Genomic DNA, 16,454 nt, shown 5'->3' with positions numbered 1-16,454 from the left:
GCGCCTCACGATCTTGTGGAGACACGCGACCGCTTCTCGACGGTCGTGTCCGGGGCGGCGGCCAAGCGGCGCTTGCGTCTGGGCATGCCGTAGGTGGGGTGCGAGGTGGCCCACAGCGCCATCCTCAGGATGCCCGCCTTGATCTGCGCGGGCTGCCGGCCCCCCTTGTATGTCGGCTTTGCCCGCCCTTCGCCGTCGACCGTCTGCAGGATCCCGTCCCGCCGCCCGAGGCTGATGTGGTTGTACGTGTAGACCAGCTTGGTGTGGGCGATCGTGCGGCCGGTCAGGCGTCCCACGATCGCCTCGATGGCCTGCCGGCCGGTGTAGCCGGCCGAAGCGCAGGACATCGGCAGCGGCCTGCCGTTGTCGCCGACGGCGTAGACGCTGTCACCGACGGCGTAGACGTTCGGGTGCGAGACCGACCGCATGGTGCGATCGACGACGATCTGCCCGTCCCGGGTGACCTCCAGTCCGCCGGCGGCGGCGACGGGGCCGACCGCGAACCCGGCCGTCCACACGGTCGCGTCCGACGCCAGGGCGGTGCCGCCGGCGCACAGCACCCGCGTCGCTTCGACGGCTTCGACGCTGGTGTGCTCCAGGACGGTGACCCCCAGCCGGCCGCAGGCCCGGCGCAGGTGGACGCGGGCACCGGCGGAGAGCCGGGCGCCCAGCTCGCCGCGGGCGATCAGCGTCACCGCCAGGCCGGGCCGCGACTCGGCGATCTCGGTGGCGGTCTCGATGCCGGTCAACCCATCGCCGACGACCAGCACACTCCCGCCCTCGCTCAGTCTGCCCAGGCTGTCCAGGCTGTCCAGGCGCTCGCGCAGGCGCAGCGCCGAGGGCCGGGCGGCGACGTCGAAGGCGTGCTCGGCCACGCCGGGGACACCTTCGACGTCACCGTGGCTGCCGAGCGCGTAGACAAGCGTGTCGTAGCCGAGCTCGCCGCCGTCGGCCACGGCGACGACCCGGCGCTCGGGGTCCACGGCGACGACCCGGGCCACGCGCAGCCGTATCCCCGTGCCCGCGAAGACATCGGCGAGGTCCGGAGCCTCGACGTCCCGGCTGGCCGCGAGCTGGTGCAGCCGCATTCGCTGGACGAAGTCCGGCACGGCGTTGACCACGGTGATCTCGGTGTCCTTCGGGGACAGCCGGCGGGCCAGGTTCCCGGCCACGTAGGCCCCGGCGTAGCCGGCGCCGAGGATGAGGATGCGGTGCTTCATGTGTGACTCCTGTCCGGTTGGCTTGCTGGCGGTTCGCTTGCTCTCGGTGAGTTGACTCGGCCCTGGGTCACCGATTTTCTTGATCGCCGTGGGCCTCCGCGGCAAGGTCCTGCCAGTCGGCCCAGGTCTTGAGCCGGTCGGCGTAGACCTGCTGGAGCATCGGGTAGAAACCCTGCCCGAAGAGCACCCGCAGGGGCGGGTCGTCGAAGTCGACGATCTTGAGGAGTGCCTGGGCCGCGGCGGCCGGGTCGCCGGCGGGCTGCTGTCCCGCGAACGCGGCGATGCGCCGGCGAAGGCCGTCGTAGACCGGGTCGGGCTCGGCCATGTGGCCGTTGTCGAGGGGGTCGGGGTTCTGGCCGGACCGGGTGGCGAAGCCGCCGGGTTCGATCACGGTCACCTTGATGCCGAAGCCGGCGACCTCGTGGGCCAGGGATTCGTTCAGGGCTTCCAGGGCCCACTTGGAGGCGCTGTAAGCGCCGCTGAGCGGGAACGCCATGAGCCCGGCCGCCGAGGACAGCTGGATGATGTGGCCGCCGCGCTGCTCGCGCAGGTGGGGCAGCGCGGCCTGGATCACCCAGACCGCGCCGAACAGGTTGGTCTCCAGTTGGTCGCGCAGCTCCTGCTCGGTCGTCTCCTCGATCGCGCCGACCTGGGCGTAACCGGCGTTGTTCACGATGACGTCGAGACGGCCGAAGTGCTCCCTGGCCCGCTTCACGGTCCCGAAGACGGCGGCCCTGTCGGTCACGTCCAGCTCCAGCGGAAACACCGCCTCGCCGTAGGCGGCGACCAGCTCGTCAAGGCTCGCGGCGGTCCGTGCGGTGGCGGCCACCTTGTCGCCACGTGACAGGGCCGCCTCGACGAAGTTGCGGCCCAGGCCGCGAGACGAACCGGTGACGAACCAGACCTTGCTCATGATGTCTTTTCCGTTCCTTGTGCGGTGGCGGTCGCCGCGCGAAGTTCTGCGCGGATCGGTCGCGCGGCATCCTGACGACCATGCGGCGTTCGGGCCCCGAGCTTTGTGACAGAGCGGTCATGTGACGTGTGTCACCGCTTACGGGTGTCACACGGCGGCAGGTGCCGGCGCCTTGTGCATGGAGCAGGAATCACGGGTGGACAGGCAGGAGCCAGGCATGAACGAGCGCAGGGACGCGACGGCGGGCGCGGACGAGCCGACGGCTGGTGGCGGGCCGATGGACCCGGCCACCGAGGCGTTCCTCGTCCACCGCACCCTGCTGTTCACAGTCGCCTACGAGATGCTCGGCTCGGCGGCCGACGCCGAGGACGCACTGCAGGAGACCTGGCTGCGGTGGATCAAGGTCGACCTTGAGCAGGTGTCCGACCGGCGCGCCTACCTGGTGCGGATCGTCACCCGGCGCTCGCTGGACCGGCTGCGCGCCGTGAAGCGCCGCAAGGAGGCGTACGTCGGCCCGTGGCTGCCCGAGCCGCTGCTCACCGCGCCGGACGTGGCCGAGGACATCGAGCTGGCCGAAAGTGTGTCGATGGCGCTGATGCTCGTCCTGGAGACGCTGTCGCCGACCGAGCGGGCCGTGTTCGTGCTGCGCGAGGTCTTCGACATCGGCTACGAGGAGATCGCGGCCGCCGTCGGCAAGACCCAGGTGACCGTACGCCAGATCGCGCACCGGGCCCGCCGGCACGTCGATGCCCGGCGGCCTCGCGAGGTGGTCTCCCCGAGCCAGGCACGGGCGGCTGTGGAGTCCTTCCGGCGCGCGCTCGAAACCAGGGATCTGCAGGGTCTGCTTGACGTGCTCGCCCCTGAGGTCGTCCTGGTGAGCGACGGCGGCGGCGTCAAGCAGACCGCGCCGCGGCCGATCACCGGCGCCGGCAAGGTGGCCCGCATGATCGTCAGCGGCCTCGGCAAGGCCCGAGTCGCGCTCACCGGCGAGCCCACCGTGGTCAACGGCAACCCGGCGCTGGTTCTCCGCGTGGACGGCGAGATCGACGGCGTCATGGCGGTCCGGGTCGAGGACGCCCGCATCACCGGCCTGTACTACGTCCGCGACCCGCGGAAGCTGACCCGCATCGCATCCGAGACCCCACTCACGCTGAAGTGACCCTTCAGCCGCCGCGCCTTGACCACGACATCTCGACAGCGCGGAGCATCCGCTCATCGGCACACAGGCGTACCGGCCCGCCCGTCACCACGTCCCTCACCCGCACGTTGTCTTCGAGGAGTGAACATGGCCATACAGGCCCCACAGGCCGCCGGCACGGCACCGTCCCCCTGGCCGGCGGTGGCCGGGGCGGTCGTCCTGCTCACGGTGATCATCGCCGTGCTGCTCACCGCCTTCGCCTGGCCGTCGGTGCGCTCGTCGGTCCACGATGTGCCGATCGCCGTCGCCGGGCCGGCCGCCGCGGTCGCACCGGTCAGCACCGCTCTCGGCCGGCGCCTGGCGGGCGGCTTCGAGATCACCGAGGTCGCCGGCACCGCGGCCGCCGAACGGCTGATCCGCGACCGAAAGGTGTACGGGGCGATCGACGTCAGCTCCGGCACCCCGCAGGTCATCACGGCCTCCGCCGCTAGCCCAGCGGTCGCGCAGACCCTGCACAGCGTCGCGGCCGCGCTCAGCCAGGCGAAGGCGCAGGGCACCAGCCCGGCGGTCGCCGTCCGCGACCTCGTCGCCCTGCCGGCCGGCGACCCGCGCGGCGCCGGGCTGGCCGCCGGAGCCCTGCCCCTGGTCATGGGTGGCCTGCTCGCCGCGCTGCTGCTGACCAGACTCGTCCGCGGCACGGCCCGCCGGGTCACCGGAGCGCTCGCCTTCGCGATCACCGGCGGCCTGACGGTGGCAGCGATCCTGCAGTTCTGGCTCGGCTCGCTCAACGGCGCCTACTGGGCCAACAGCGGCGCCGTCGCCCTGACCATCGCGGCCACCTCCCTGAGCATCCTCGGGCTGGAGGCACTGCTCGGGTACACAGGCTTCGGTCTCGGCGCCGTCACCATGCTGCTCATCGGCAATCCCCTGTCAGGTACCGCGACCGCACCCGAAATGCTGCCCGGCTGGTCCGGCGACCTCGGCCAACTGCTGCCCCCCGGAGCAGGCGGCCAGTTGCTGCGCTCCACCGCGTTCTTCGACGGCCGCGGCACCACCCACTCGGTCATCGTCCTGGTCACGTGGCTCCTGCTCGGTGTCGTGCTGTGCCTGACCGGCGGCCTGCGCGCGCGCCGCGCCACCACCGTCGCCGCGCGATCCGCGGGGGCGCCCGCATCACCCACCTCCACGACGTCCGCCACCCCGACACGCTGACCAGAAGCGATGGGCCGGCAGATGTCGGTGCAACGGACCGGCCCCATTCGCGGCGCCCCCTAGTTCGATCACGGGTGCTGCGCTTCGTGTTCGTCCGCGACCTGAATGATCGTTTTTCCAGGCGTGCGCCGGCGGCGGGCGAACGCGGAAGCCGTTTCGGCAAGCGGTCGCACGGCACCGACGACGGGCCTGAGCCGCCCGGCCCGCAGACGCCGCGCGAGGTCGGCCAGCCGGGCCCGGTCGGGTTCGACGACGAAGAAGACGGCCCGCCCGCCCTCGGGCTGCACCGTAGGCGGCATGGCGATGCTGACGAGAGTGCCGCCCGGGCGTACCAGCCCGGCCGATCGCTGGAGGATGTCGCCGCCGATGACGTCGAACACCACGTCCACCTCACCGGCGTGCCGCAGATCACCGGCGTCCAGGTCGAGGAAGGTCCGCGCGCCGAGGCCGAGCACGACATCACGGTCGCCGGCCCGGCCGGTGCCGATCACGCGGGCACCCGCCTCCCGCGCGAGCTGCACGGCGATCGAGCCGACGCCACCCGCGGCGCCGTGAACAAGGACGGTCTGACCGGTCGCCAGGTGACCGTGGTCGAACAGCCCCTGCCATGCGGTCAGCCCGGAAACGGGCAGCGCGGCGGCCACCGTGTGGTCGACGTCGGCCGCGAGCGGGGCCAGGTTGCGAGCCTCCACCGCCGTGTACTCGGCCAGGGATCCGTTGCGGGCCCAGTCGGTCAGCCCGAACACCCGCTGCCCCACGGTGAGCCCGGTGGTTCCGTAGCCGAGCTCAGCCACGACGCCGGACAGCTCGTGCCCGGGAATGCTCGGTGTCCGGTCACGCCCGGCCCGATCGCACCACGTTCCCGGCCAGTCGAGCTCCCCGGGAGTGAAGCCCGCGGCGTGCACACGCACGATGACGTCGTTCTCCGCCGCATGGGGATAAGGCATGTCGGTCAGGACAAGGCCGCCGACACCCGCGTCACGGTCCCGCACAGTGATCGCTCGCATCCGATCAGCTCGGCCAGGGCGAGCCGACGATGCGCTCCACCATCGTGGTACGCCGGAAACCAGGGACGAAATGCTCCAGCACGTCGGAGTTCACCGTGCCGATCGTGGTCTCGGGACGGTTCTTGAGCCCGTCGACGTAAGCACGCAAAAACTCGTTCTTGAAGTCCCCCCGCGGATGAACAGCAAGAATCTCCTCAAGCCGGTCCTGTTCCAGCTCCTCCAGCCCGTAACCCAGCACATCGGTCAACACACCGAGGTAGGTGGCCGCGATCTCCGGAGCCATCCGCCCGGGAATGCCCGGCGTGGTGTGCAACGCGATCGCCGTCCAGACGGTCTCGGCAGCCGCCGCCGAGAACCCCCGCTCCAGAACGAACTTACGCGCATGGTCGGCACCATCGAGCTCAAAGCGCTGCTCAACATCGGAAAACGGAGCCACGAGACCGACGTCGTGGAACATAGCCGCCAAGTAGAGCAACTCCGCATCCGGCTTTACCCCCAGCTCACGAGCGTGAATCAGACCGAAGAGAAAGACCCGCCGCGAGTGGTGATAGATGAGAGGACTGACCGTCTCCCGGACAAGCCTGGTCGCTTCGACGACCGCCGCCGTCTCAGGAATCCCCAGCCCCGCGATGACCTCTGACATGACCTCTGCCCTCCTGGGAAACCGCACCTGCCGCGAACCCCATGCCCGACTTCATGCTGCCCACGAGCCGCGTACGCCGCCGCCTTCATCCGGCCAAGAATCCCTCATATACAAACAGAGGACCACGGACCCCACCTGGCACGCGCCATCCCCCGCGCCTTGGTGGTGTACATGCAGCGTCCCGGCGGCCGGTCCCACTCCTCCGCGACAGGGTAAAAGATCGTCGAGCGCTGTACCTCCAGCAGGCGGCAGTCGATCGCGAGCCGGCACGCCCCGCGAGTCCCACCGTTGAGGCGCCGGGCAGATACAGCTCCGTTGCTCGCCTTGCTGCCATCTCGGTTCGCCAGGCCGCTGGCAGGACGGAGGTGACACCGACGGGCGGCACGATCAAGCGAGGAATGGGGTGTGTCCGGATTCGGACAGGACGGCCACGACATGGCAACCGCGGCAACAAAGCCGGCGTCTTATTCGTCACCCCAGAAACGTGGAGAACTCATGTCCCACCCGTACGGCTACGACCCCTCCCGGCAGGGCAACATGCCGGTCCCGTACCAGCCGCCTCATGCTCCGGTGCCACAGGGCTACGGGTATGCCCCCGTCCAGATGACGCAGATCACCGAACGCGGCTTCAACATTGTGACGTGCCTGGTCCACGTGTTCCTGTGGCTTTTCCTGCACTCGTGGATCGTCGTGTTCACGTTCGGCCTATGGCTCCTGGTGGCCATTCCCGTGACGTTCATCGGATGGCGCGTCACTCGCACAATCCCCGTACATGGACCGGCGTACCCGCCTCGGCACGGCTGGCAGTAGTCGAGGACCCTCAGGTCGGCTTTCGCTGTCGCCGCCCTGTTTGGTTAGTGGGCACTACTGGATTCGAACCAGTGACCCCTCACTTGTGAGGCGAACGGCGGTGAACGACGTAGCCGCCTGCCTTTTACCAGCTTGGATCGGAGCGAAAACGCTAAAGCGAGTGCTCACCAAACGATCTCCATCCGGGACGCTCGATCGCTAACGATCCGGTCGTACCCGCTGGCTCACGGTAACCCCACGGCGTGCCGCGGGCGTAATGCGAGTCGTCCGTATCCCCGCCTACCCGGAGTCCCCGCCAAGTGACGTACCAGAACGGCCCGCAGCAGCCTTCAGCATACGGGCCACCTGGCTACGGCCCGCCGCCCGCCGGCCACGCCCGGGCCGCTGTTCTGGATCCTCATCCTCGGTCTTCCCTCCCACGTCGTCTCGGACCTGGAAGACACCGAGTCACAGGGGGTGCGGCAGGCGTGGACGTTCATCCATCCCCACCTCCAGTGGCCGCTTCTGGTCATACACAGGCCCTGTACAGCTCCGAAACGTACGGACATTGTGAAGCACATCTGCCCTATTGCGAAGGAAGCGATCACGTGAGGACCGTCAAGCTGTTTCTCGCTCTGGCCGCCGCTCTGCTCACGGCAGCAGCCCTCAGCCTGGTGACGACCACACCTGCCCAGGCTGATGTTTGGTCCTGTCGCGAGGCCCTCATTGCCCGGGGTTACGCCATCACCGGCCCTCGCACCCTGGCGTGCCAAGTGGGCGCTGCGCCACACGGCTATGGCTTCTGGGCTTGCGTAAACGACCTGGTCGGCACCGGGGTGATTTCAGACCACGCGGCGGTCGCATGCCGCCGCGCCGGCTCCGGGGCCGGCTAGCCACCCCGCCCGGAGCCGCCGAGGCGGTGCTCACGCTTCCTCCCGTCCCTTCTTCGCGCGGTCGAACAACTCCTCGGCGACTTCCCGCATGATGTCCGCCAAGTTGAGTACCACACGGGCGAGGATTTCCTCGTCAACGTCAGGCATCCGCCGGCCGAGCACCTCCGCCAAACTGGACGGGTCCGAAGCCTCGTGCTGGCGCTCGGCACGAGTAGCCAGCCCGGCGAGTTCGAACGCCTCGTCGTGGTCGATGTCCAGCGCGTCCGCCAGACCAATCACCGTTGAAGGGCGTGGCTCTCTTGTCTGGGTGCCGAGCCGGTCCAGGGTCATACGGCCGATCCCGGCCCGCTCGACAAGCACCGTCTTGGACAGGCCCTTGTTGACTCGTTCGCGTTCCACCCGCTGGGCGAACGCCGCAGCAGGCCCGGACATCTCGTCTCTCAATGCTCCTCCTCAGGTACGGCTACCGGCGGGTTGATCTCCTCGGACGTGTGCCGGTACACGCGATGCCCTCAGGCAGGGCAGTGCGGGTGGTCCTCTCGGCCACAATCGTTCGCCAGGGCTTCAGGTGCAACGCTCGCACGATAAGCGTCGAGTCATCGGCGCTCCTCCCTGGTTCCTGCGACGGCGAGCGTACTCGGACACCGCATGGTGGGCGTCAGGGTGATCCTTGGCACGCTGCGGTAGCCTCCCCACGTCAAGCAAACCTCGCCGACGAAGATAACGCGGCTCAGTAGGTCCCTGGCGGCTTCGCTGGCGCTAGGGCGATGGTTCGAGGGCGTACAGGTTGCCGTCCTGTACCCGCCCAGTGGGGTCACGTCCAGCGGAATGGTGTATGAGTTGATCTCCGCGTGATCCTGTTTCTGCAGGTTAAGCGGTGAGTGTTTGTGGGATCGGGTTTGGTTGTGGTGTGTCGCCGGGAATGACGCGGAGCCGGGTCTTGGCCAGGATGTCGGGGCCCATGTAGCGGCGGGCTTCGGTCCATTCGTCGGTCTGCTCGGCCAGGACCGCGCCGACCAGGCGGATGATTGCGGCTCGGTCGGGGAAGATGCCGACCACGTCGGTGCGGCGGCGGATCTCCTTGTTCAGCCGTTCCTGGGGGTTGTTCGACCAGATCTGACACTGTTGGCGAATTCTGGCGGTCAGGCTGCTGCTGCGGTTTGGAGCTTTTCGAGGTGGTGGCGGCGGGCCGGCTGTTGAAAAGACAAGGCTTCAGTCTGCAGGCCAATGCCAAGACGCTGGAAGGCAAGCAGCACCCGGACCGGGACGCGCAATTCCGTTACATCAATGAGCAGGTCAAGGCCCATCAGGCGGACGGTGAGCCGGTGATCAGCGTGGACACGAAGAAGAAGGAGCATCTGGGCGATCTGCCGAACGCCGGCCGGCAGTGGCGGCCCAAGGGCGATCCGGTTCGGGTCGAGGACCACAGTTTCTTCTTCACCGGCCCGGACGTGCCGCACGCGATCCCGTACGGGGTCTACGACTTGGTCAATGACACGGGCTGGGTGAACGTCGGGATCGATCACGACGCCTCGGCGTTCGCGGTGGAGTCGATACGGCGCTGGTGGCGCGGCCGCGGCAGCCTGGACTACCCGAACGCGAACCGGCTGCTGATCACGGCGGACTGCGGGGGCTCCAACAGCTATCGCTACCGGTTATGGAAGGCTGAGCTGGCCGACTTCGCCGCCCAGACCGGGCTGGCGGTGACCGTCTGCCACTTTCCGCCCGGCACCAGCAAGTGGAACAAGATAGAGCACCGGCTGTTCTCGCACATCACCATGAACTGGCGCGGCAGGCCCCTGACCAGCCACGAGGTCGTGGTCAACAGCATCGCTGCGACCCGCACCCGCACCGGGCTGACCGTCGCGGCCGAGCTGGACACCAACGCCTACCCGCTGGGCGTGTCAGTGTCCGCCGAGCGGATGAGCATGCTGCCGATCGTCCCGCATCCCGAGCGCGGCGCCTGGAACTACACGATCGGCCCGGCAGACGGCAACCCGCACCTGCCCCTATGCGACGACCGGGCGCGCATCCGGTCCCAAAGCCTGCACGCCCTGGCCGATCCCCGGCTGACCAGGATGAGCCCACAAGAGCTGAACGAGCTGGCCGCGTCTTTGGCCTGGGATCAGGCGGCCCTGGCCGAGCAGCGCAACTTCGAAATCCGTGGTGGCCCACGCCGACAGGCCAAGGCCAACCACGGACGCCCCTTGCTCACCGCCGCCGACAAGGTCCTGATCGCCATCGTTTATCTCCGCCAGATCTGCTCCCAGCGCGTCCTTTCGGAGATGCTCGAGATCAGCCAGCCCTCGATCGGTCAGGCGGTCACCGAGACCGGCAAGCTCCTGGCCGCGCGCAAACTCAAGATCGAACCCACCGTGCTGCGCTTCACCAGCGCCGGTGCGCTCCGCGACTTCCTGGACAGCAACACCGTCCCGACACGACCCAACCGGCTGGCGCTGCTCGCAGATCCGGCACTGACCGGGATGAGCCGCCCAGAACTGGCCGCACTGATCGAGCGGCTGTCGCTGCGGCAGGCAGCCGAGGCCGAGCAGCGCAAGCATCGCCAGCGCGGCGGTGACCGGCAGGCCGGCGCCCGCGCAGGCATCTTCCAGGAGAAAATCACCGACGCCGAGCGCGTCCTGGCGGTCATCCTCGGCATGCGCAAAGTCTGCACCTGGCAGGTCGTCGCCGAACTGTTTCAAGTGAGCCGACGCACTATCGGCAACGCCAAGATCTGGGTCCGCCCGCTGCTGGAGGAGACCGGCTACGCCGTCATCCGATCCGCAACCAGATACTCCAGCGCCGACGCGCTCCTGAACGCCATCACACCGCACGACGACATCCCACGTGTCACACAATCGACACCTTGATTCTTGACGACTCCAGTGAGTGCGGCACCGCTGCCAGGCGGCTCCTGGAAGGGCGGCGGCGACCGCGGTGACCAGGCCGGTGTGCGCATCGGAGATGACCAGCTGGACGCCGGACAAGCCGCGGGCGACCAGGCCGCGCAGGAAGGTCAGCCACCCGGCGCCGTCCTCGGCCGAGGACACCTCCAGGCCGAGGATCTCGCGGCGGCCGTCGGCGTTGACCGCGGTGGCGACCAGCACGTGCACGTTTATCGTCCGTCCACCTCCCGCACCTTCTGGGTGAGCGCGTCCAGCCACAGGAAGGTGTACGGGCCGGCGTCCAGGGCGCGCGTGCGAAAGGCGTCCACCTGCTCGTCCAGCACCCCTGCCATCTGGGAGACCTGGCTTTGGAGATGTGCTTGATGCCCAGCTGTTCCACCAGCTTGTCCACCCGCCTGGTCGACACGCCCAGCAGGTAGCTGGTGGCCACCACACTGATCAGCGCCTGCTCGGCCCGGCGACGACGCTCCAGCAGCCAGTCGGGGAAATACGACCCCTGGCGCAGCTTGGGGATCGCCAGCTCCACGGTGCCGGCCCGGGTGTCCCACTCCCGCATCCGGTAGCCGTTACGCCGGTTGTTCCGCTCATTGCTGCGCTGTCCGTATCCCGCGCCGCACAGGCCGTCGGCCTCGGCCGACATCAACGTCTCGGCCATGGTCTTCACCATGGATCGCAACAGATCCGGATCCCCGGACTCGATCTGCTCCGCCAACCAGCCCGCGGGGTCCACACTGTCATCCACGGCATCGCTTCTCTCCTTCGATCTTGGTCTTCGCACTCGAAGGATCACGCGATGGCCGTTCTCATTTCACGACGCCACGCTGACTACCAGCGGAAACTCGTACACCACCTCCGTGGACGCAACCCCCACGAGTCGCCGGGAGGAGAACTCGCTACGGCCCTCGGACGCTGATTAGCGGACCAGATAGGTCAACCGCACACCTGCACCAGGCGTCACACCAGGGACTCGGGGGACTCACGATCCCGAGGAGACTCACGATGAGCACCAAGACGACACCTGCTGGTCTGGATGCGGAAGCGATCAAAGCCGCCATCAACCGCGCCGCCATACTTGGCGGGATCGTCGGAGCGACAATAGCGCTGCTCGTGGATTCATCATGGCGAGCCGCATTGGGGCATTCGACAGAACGGGGCCGATGGGCCCGCAAGGCGAGCAGGGTGAACGTGGTCCTCAAGGGAGCCAGGACCACCGAGCGAAGACTGCCCTGAGGGGATGTGGCGGGAAACAATCTATGCGCCCGGGAGCAGGCCCTTCGGATCGCCCGGGGAGACGATCTGGTGGGAATCCTTCGACGTGTGCGCCGGGTAGGTGTCTCGCGAGACCACTGGCCGCAAATATCGCCGCGAGGTACTCGACGGCAACGGTCACTCGGTCTGACAAGCCCGGAGCCTAGGCAGCCTTGGGCCGCGTAGAGTGCTGGAGCATGACGAGCACCGGCACACCCGGCATGGCCGCTTGCCTGACCAGGGGAGGCCGGCCGGCCTTCGTGGTGAACGTCGAAGTCTTCCTCCAGCGCGACGGCCGCTGGCTGCTCATCAGACGCGGCGCGCACGAGGCGCACGCTCCCGGGGCCCTCGCCGGCGTCGGCGGCAAGGTCGAGGCCGAGGGCGCGGGGGAAGCTGTGTTGGAGCAAACCGCGCGCCGGGAGGTCGGCGAGGAGATCGGCGTGGACATGTCGGGAGTGCGGCTCGGCTACGTGGCGAGCGGCTTCTTCGTCACCGACGACGGCGATCCCGTGGTCAACGTGGTCTTCTCGGCCACGCTACCGCCCGACGCCAGGCCAGTGGTCGCGTCGGCCGAGGAGGTGGCGGGCTTGGTATGGCTCAGCCTCGCCGAAGCCGAGGCCGACCCGGACTGCCCGCCATGGGTGCTGCGCAGTCTCCGCCTCGCGGCCTCGTGACTACCCGCAGTGAGGGAGCGGTCGGCCCACGCCCGTCCAGATGGATGCCGCGCCGTCGCGACCGACCCACCGTCCGCCGTCGTATGCCTCGGCGGAGGGCCCGATGGGCGCGGACTCGGCGATGTCGCCAGTACGTGTCGAACACCGACAAGCGTAACTTCAACGTCCGTCCAGCGACGCGAACCGACCGGACATTGTCCACCGGCAGTGGGCGAGCAGATCGAGTTGGCTCACACATGGTCCGTAGCGCAGCCGAAGGGACAGGGACGATGTTTGGGAGCAGATTGAGCACGCGGGCGACCCGTGCGAGAACATCTATGAACAGCAGGCTGACAAAAAGGGCAAGACCTACGACTGTTGATGGGCTCTCATGACTGGAAAGAAGGATTTCCGACCGCGCCGATGGTCATCCAGGTTACTCCTGCTTCCGGCGTGCGTGCTGCTGCTCGTGGCGTGCACGCCGCCGCTGGGGGACCGGTTGCCGCGTCCGATCGGAATCGGGCGCGCGGACGACGGGCAACTCAGGTTCGTGATTCCGCTCTGCACGGGCGAGGCTATCTCCTCGTTCGCGGCGGTGGACCACGAGACCGAACAGCCTGTATGGAAGGTGTCGCGGCCGGCTCGGCCGGACATGAAGAAGATCGTTCTCGGGAACACTCAAGGGTTCGCGGAGCAGGAGATCCCGCTGGCGTCGCCGTTGCCGTCCAACCTCGACGTCAGCGCGACGCTGGCGAGCGATCTCGTGGTGGGTTCCGCGTTCACGCTGGACCAGATACCAGAGGATCTCGCAGGCACCGCCACGGTGGTGAACGTGATTGGAAAGGGGACTCCAGAACCGGAGGAGGAATTCCTGCGGCAGACCGGTGCCGAATATTGCTGAACCGGCGGCCGGCAGGAACTGTCGGGCCCGGGGGTTGCAGTGCCAGCAGCGGGGCTTCCCGCAGTCGGAGCACGCACCGAAAGGCTGTCCGCAGGCGCAGCGCGCGGCAAGTACCAGCCCCATGGCGTCGAGGGAAGCGACCAGGGCGTCAGCCATCTGTTCGGCCTCGCCGAAGTTAAGCATCAGCGGCCTGTCGTCCTCCGCCTGGGCAAGAGGGGTGCAGGTTCGGGATACCGACGGCCCTGCCGCGGCGCTCCAGCATCTCCCTCACACCCCAGTGGGTCAGAACGCCCTTGTTCTTGTCAGCCAGCCACAACTCCGGCCGGTCGCCCCACTTCTGCCGGACCCGGTCGCGCAGGTATCGATCCACGGCCACAACCGCCCGCCGGCCGATCGTCACGACGCGGTGCCGTCTGCCTTTGCCCAGGACCTGGATCTCCCGCAGATCCAGGTCGACGTCGTTCACCGTGAGAGCCACCAGCTCGGCCCGCCGGATACCCGAGTCCATGAAGATGTAGATGATCGCGAGGTCACGCCGGTTGAGGAAGTCCCGGCCCTGACAGTTCTTCAGTAGCGCCCCCAGCTTGCTCCTTACGCAGCACGTCGACCGGCTGCTCCGGGACCGTTGGAGGCTTCAAGCCGAGCACCGGGTTTGGCAGGTCCTCATCCGCGGCCCACCACTTCCAGAACTGCTGGATGGCGCGGAACTGGTTGTTGGCGTAACCGGCACTTCGGCTCTCCAGGAGACCGATGATCCATGCCTGGATATGGTGGCGCGTCACGTCCTGCCAGGCTTCGACTGGCCCGGAGTCGTCGTCGCCCTGCCAGTCGGTGAGCCAGTTCGCGAACCGCTCGGCGGCGTCGGTGTAGATCCGGACAGTGTTGTCGCTCTTGTTCTCCGACCGCAGTGCCCGCCGGAGGACGAGATCTCTGGGCCGAACGACTTCACAGCGTAGTCAGTGAGGGGAGCCATGGACGGCACCCTAGACGAGCCGACAGGTAAGGCGAGTGGTCACTGAGCGACGTAGCGCCGTAGGAACGAGAAAGCCCCCGACCGTTTACGCAGGTCAGTGGCCATTTGTGGGCGCTACTGGGTTCGAACCAGTGACCCCTCGCTTGTAAGGCGAGTGCTCTACCGCTGAGCTAAGCGCCCCTTCTTGGGTGGACCACAACCTTACGGTACAGGCGGGGGGGTGGGCACATCGAGTGGCCAGGTGGGGAGGGGAGTTTGTGTTGATCGCCAGGCGAGGAGGGCGGCGCCCAGCATGCCGGCGTTGGTGCCTAGGTGGGTGTGGTGGATCGGGGGGGACTCGCGCCAGGTGAGTTTTCGCTGGAGGCGTTCTGAGAGGGGGGTGCTGAGGGTGGGGCCGGCTTCGGAGAGGCCGCCGCCTAGAACTATGGACGTGGGGTCCAGGAGGAGGGTGTAGGTCGCGAGGGACAGGGAGAGGGCTTCCAGGGCGTCGTCCCAGACTTCGGCGGCTTGGGGGTCGCCGCGTAGGGCGCGGGCGATCACGTCCTCGTCGGTGGGGGGGGCGGGGGGGGGGGGGGGGGGGGTGATGGAGCTGGCTCTGGTGAGGGATTCGGTGTAGCGGCGGGCTATCGAGGCGGCGGAGGCGTAGGTTTCCAGGCAGCCGGTCTGGCCGCAGGCGCAGCGTTCGCCGGTGGGGAAGACGGGGATGTGGCCGATCTCGCCGCTCCAGCCGGTGGCGCCGGGGTAGGGGTCGCCGTGGAGGATCATGGCGCCGGCTATGCCGGTGCCGATGGAGAGGAAGAGGAAGTCCTGCTGGGAGCGGGCGGCGCCGAGCACGCTCTCCGCCAGGCCGGCGGTGCGGACGTCGTGGCCGAGGGTCACCGGGACGCCGAGGGGGCTGAAGTCGGCGGCGGGGACGTCGCGCCAGCCGATGTTCGAGGAGTAGACGGCGGTGTTGTCGGCGACCGGGCCGGGGACGACGACGCCGACGGCGGCCGGGGTGCCCTGGCCCGCTTCGGCGAGTTCCGCGACGAACGCGCGGATCGTGTCGACGACCTTGTGGGGGCCTTCGTCGCGCGGGGTGGGGCGGCGGCCGGTGAGGAGGATCTCGCCGGCGGCGGTCACCAGGCCGCCCTTCATGGAGGTGCCGCCGACGTCCAGGGCCACGACATAGGTGGTCATGCGTCCGCCTCGCCGGGGATGCCGCAGTGGGTGGAGCGGTGCACCGAAGTCCTTCTCCTCTTCGCCGCGCGTCGCGTGTGCTGTCCCGCGCAGTGTCGCGGACAGGACTCGCGCACGTCAAAACCGCTCCAGAGCCCGGTCCCTCACCGGCTGACCGCCGTACGAAGGCGCCGCATTCGCCGTAGGTGGATCCGCCGTACCGGCGCCGGGAAACACGGCCGGGATCGACGGGGACCACGAGCGGGCTCACGGGCACTCGTCGAGGCGGCACGCCGTGGGGGCGTGTCCGGCACGGGCACCCCCGTGGGGCGTGTCCAAGGGGCAGTTGTCCAGGCGGGCACCCTCACAGAGGGCGCGTCGAGGCGGTCATCCCCGTGAGGGCGTGTCCATGGACCCCGTAGGCGTATCCAGCGCGGATTACCGTGAGGGGCGCGTCCAACACGGACTCCTCGTGAAGGCGTATCCAACGCGCACTCCCCGTGAGGGCCCGTCCAGCGCGGATTCACCGTGAGCGGCGCGTCCAACACGGACTCCCCGTGAAAGGCGTATCCAACGCGCACTCCCCGTGAGGGCCCGTCCAGCGCGGATTCACCGTGAGCGGCGCGTCCCACGCGGGCTCCCCGTGAGAGGCACGTCCAGCGCGCACTCCCCCTGAGGGGCACGTCCAGCGCGGACTCCGCGTGCGGGGCGTCCAGGCGGGCACCCTCATGGGGGACGTGTTCAGGTGGGTGCGCTCGTAGGACGGTGGTGGGGAGGTGCGGGAGGGCGGTGGTGGTGGG

Annotated in this window: 14 protein-coding genes, 1 tRNA gene and 3 pseudogenes; 7 read left to right on the top strand and 11 right to left on the bottom strand. The window is 68.6% G+C overall.

Going from position 1 to position 16,454, the window contains the following annotated elements; all coding sequences use genetic code 11:
* Window positions 1–5: 5 nt before the first annotated feature.
* Together ABGB17_RS18565 and ABGB17_RS18560 are read right to left on the bottom strand one after the other, a co-directional pair.
* Window positions 6–1,220, bottom strand: a complete 1,215-nt coding sequence (locus tag ABGB17_RS18565; protein ID WP_347631089.1) for an FAD-dependent oxidoreductase — start codon at window positions 1,218–1,220, stop codon at window positions 6–8.
* Window positions 1,221–1,287: 67 nt separating this feature from the next.
* Complete coding sequence (locus ABGB17_RS18560) at window positions 1,288–2,133, bottom strand: SDR family NAD(P)-dependent oxidoreductase (protein ID WP_347631086.1); 846 nt, start codon at window positions 2,131–2,133, stop codon at window positions 1,288–1,290.
* 217 nt (window positions 2,134–2,350) lie between these two features.
* Between ABGB17_RS18560 and ABGB17_RS18555 the strand changes: the two genes are divergently transcribed.
* The gene (locus tag ABGB17_RS18555) at window positions 2,351–3,292 is read left to right on the top strand and encodes an RNA polymerase sigma-70 factor (RefSeq protein ID WP_347631084.1); all 942 of its coding nucleotides are present in this window, start codon (window positions 2,351–2,353) and stop codon (window positions 3,290–3,292) included.
* Window positions 3,293–3,418: 126 nt separating this feature from the next.
* Window positions 3,419–4,483 (top strand): hypothetical protein, encoded by a 1,065-nt coding sequence (locus tag ABGB17_RS18550; RefSeq protein ID WP_347631082.1) that lies wholly within the window; start codon window positions 3,419–3,421, stop codon window positions 4,481–4,483.
* A 68-nt stretch (window positions 4,484–4,551) separates the two neighbouring features.
* Here the strand turns inward: ABGB17_RS18550 and ABGB17_RS18545 are convergent, their stop codons facing one another.
* Window positions 4,552–5,430, bottom strand: coding sequence for an NADP-dependent oxidoreductase (locus ABGB17_RS18545; protein ID WP_347631080.1), 879 nt, complete (start codon window positions 5,428–5,430; stop codon window positions 4,552–4,554).
* Window positions 5,431–5,494: 64 nt separating this feature from the next.
* Window positions 5,495–6,133, bottom strand: coding sequence for an HD domain-containing protein (locus tag ABGB17_RS18540; protein ID WP_347631078.1), 639 nt, complete (start codon window positions 6,131–6,133; stop codon window positions 5,495–5,497).
* A gap of 495 nt (window positions 6,134–6,628) precedes the next feature.
* Here ABGB17_RS18540 and ABGB17_RS18535 point away from each other — a divergent pair, with 495 nt between their 5' ends.
* On the top strand, window positions 6,629–6,943 hold the full coding sequence (locus ABGB17_RS18535; RefSeq protein ID WP_347631076.1) for a hypothetical protein: 315 nt from the start codon (window positions 6,629–6,631) through the stop codon (window positions 6,941–6,943).
* A 902-nt stretch (window positions 6,944–7,845) separates the two neighbouring features.
* Here the strand turns inward: ABGB17_RS18535 and ABGB17_RS18530 are convergent.
* Together ABGB17_RS18530 and ABGB17_RS18525 are read right to left on the bottom strand one after the other, a co-directional pair.
* Entirely contained in the window at window positions 7,846–8,259 is a 414-nt protein-coding gene (locus ABGB17_RS18530) for a helix-turn-helix transcriptional regulator (protein WP_347631074.1), read from the bottom strand.
* Window positions 8,260–8,685: 426 nt separating this feature from the next.
* Window positions 8,686–8,934 (bottom strand): annotated as a pseudogene (locus ABGB17_RS18525) (transposase); the annotation flags it as partial.
* 68 nt (window positions 8,935–9,002) lie between these two features.
* On the opposite strand from ABGB17_RS18525, the pseudogene ABGB17_RS18520 reads away from it, so the two are divergent.
* Window positions 9,003–10,685 (top strand): annotated as a pseudogene (locus tag ABGB17_RS18520) (ISAzo13 family transposase); the annotation flags it as partial.
* Window positions 10,686–10,694: 9 nt separating this feature from the next.
* Here the strand turns inward: ABGB17_RS18520 and ABGB17_RS18515 are convergent.
* Window positions 10,695–11,463, bottom strand: a pseudogene (locus tag ABGB17_RS18515) (IS256 family transposase); the annotation flags it as partial.
* A 257-nt stretch (window positions 11,464–11,720) separates the two neighbouring features.
* Here ABGB17_RS18515 and ABGB17_RS18510 point away from each other — a divergent pair.
* From ABGB17_RS18510 to ABGB17_RS18500, 3 genes are all read left to right on the top strand, one after another.
* On the top strand, window positions 11,721–11,951 hold the full coding sequence (locus ABGB17_RS18510) for a hypothetical protein (RefSeq protein WP_347631072.1): 231 nt from the start codon (window positions 11,721–11,723) through the stop codon (window positions 11,949–11,951).
* A gap of 215 nt (window positions 11,952–12,166) precedes the next feature.
* The gene (locus ABGB17_RS18505; protein WP_347631070.1) at window positions 12,167–12,643 is read left to right on the top strand and encodes an NUDIX domain-containing protein; all 477 of its coding nucleotides are present in this window, start codon (window positions 12,167–12,169) and stop codon (window positions 12,641–12,643) included.
* Between the two features lie 436 nt (window positions 12,644–13,079).
* Window positions 13,080–13,523: a hypothetical protein gene (locus ABGB17_RS18500; RefSeq protein ID WP_347631068.1), complete on the top strand. Its 444-nt coding sequence runs from the start codon at window positions 13,080–13,082 to the stop codon at window positions 13,521–13,523.
* 175 nt (window positions 13,524–13,698) lie between these two features.
* Here the strand turns inward: ABGB17_RS18500 and ABGB17_RS18495 are convergent, their stop codons facing one another.
* From ABGB17_RS18495 to ABGB17_RS18480, 4 genes are all read right to left on the bottom strand, one after another.
* Window positions 13,699–14,043, bottom strand: coding sequence for a tyrosine-type recombinase/integrase (locus tag ABGB17_RS18495; protein ID WP_347631281.1), 345 nt, complete (start codon window positions 14,041–14,043; stop codon window positions 13,699–13,701).
* A gap of 10 nt (window positions 14,044–14,053) precedes the next feature.
* On the bottom strand, window positions 14,054–14,431 hold the full coding sequence (locus ABGB17_RS18490; protein ID WP_347631279.1) for a hypothetical protein: 378 nt from the start codon (window positions 14,429–14,431) through the stop codon (window positions 14,054–14,056).
* A gap of 173 nt (window positions 14,432–14,604) precedes the next feature.
* Window positions 14,605–14,676: transfer RNA gene (locus ABGB17_RS18485), tRNA-Val, on the bottom strand.
* 21 nt (window positions 14,677–14,697) lie between these two features.
* Window positions 14,698–15,675, bottom strand: coding sequence for an ROK family protein (locus ABGB17_RS18480; protein WP_347631066.1), 978 nt, complete (start codon window positions 15,673–15,675; stop codon window positions 14,698–14,700).
* Between the last annotated feature and the right edge of the window lie 779 nt (window positions 15,676–16,454).

The sequence above is a fragment of the Sphaerisporangium sp. B11E5 genome (assembly GCF_039871875.1).
Lineage (GTDB): Bacteria > Actinomycetota > Actinomycetes > Streptosporangiales > Streptosporangiaceae > Sphaerisporangium.
This window is presented reverse-complemented; position numbering and strand designations above follow the sequence as displayed.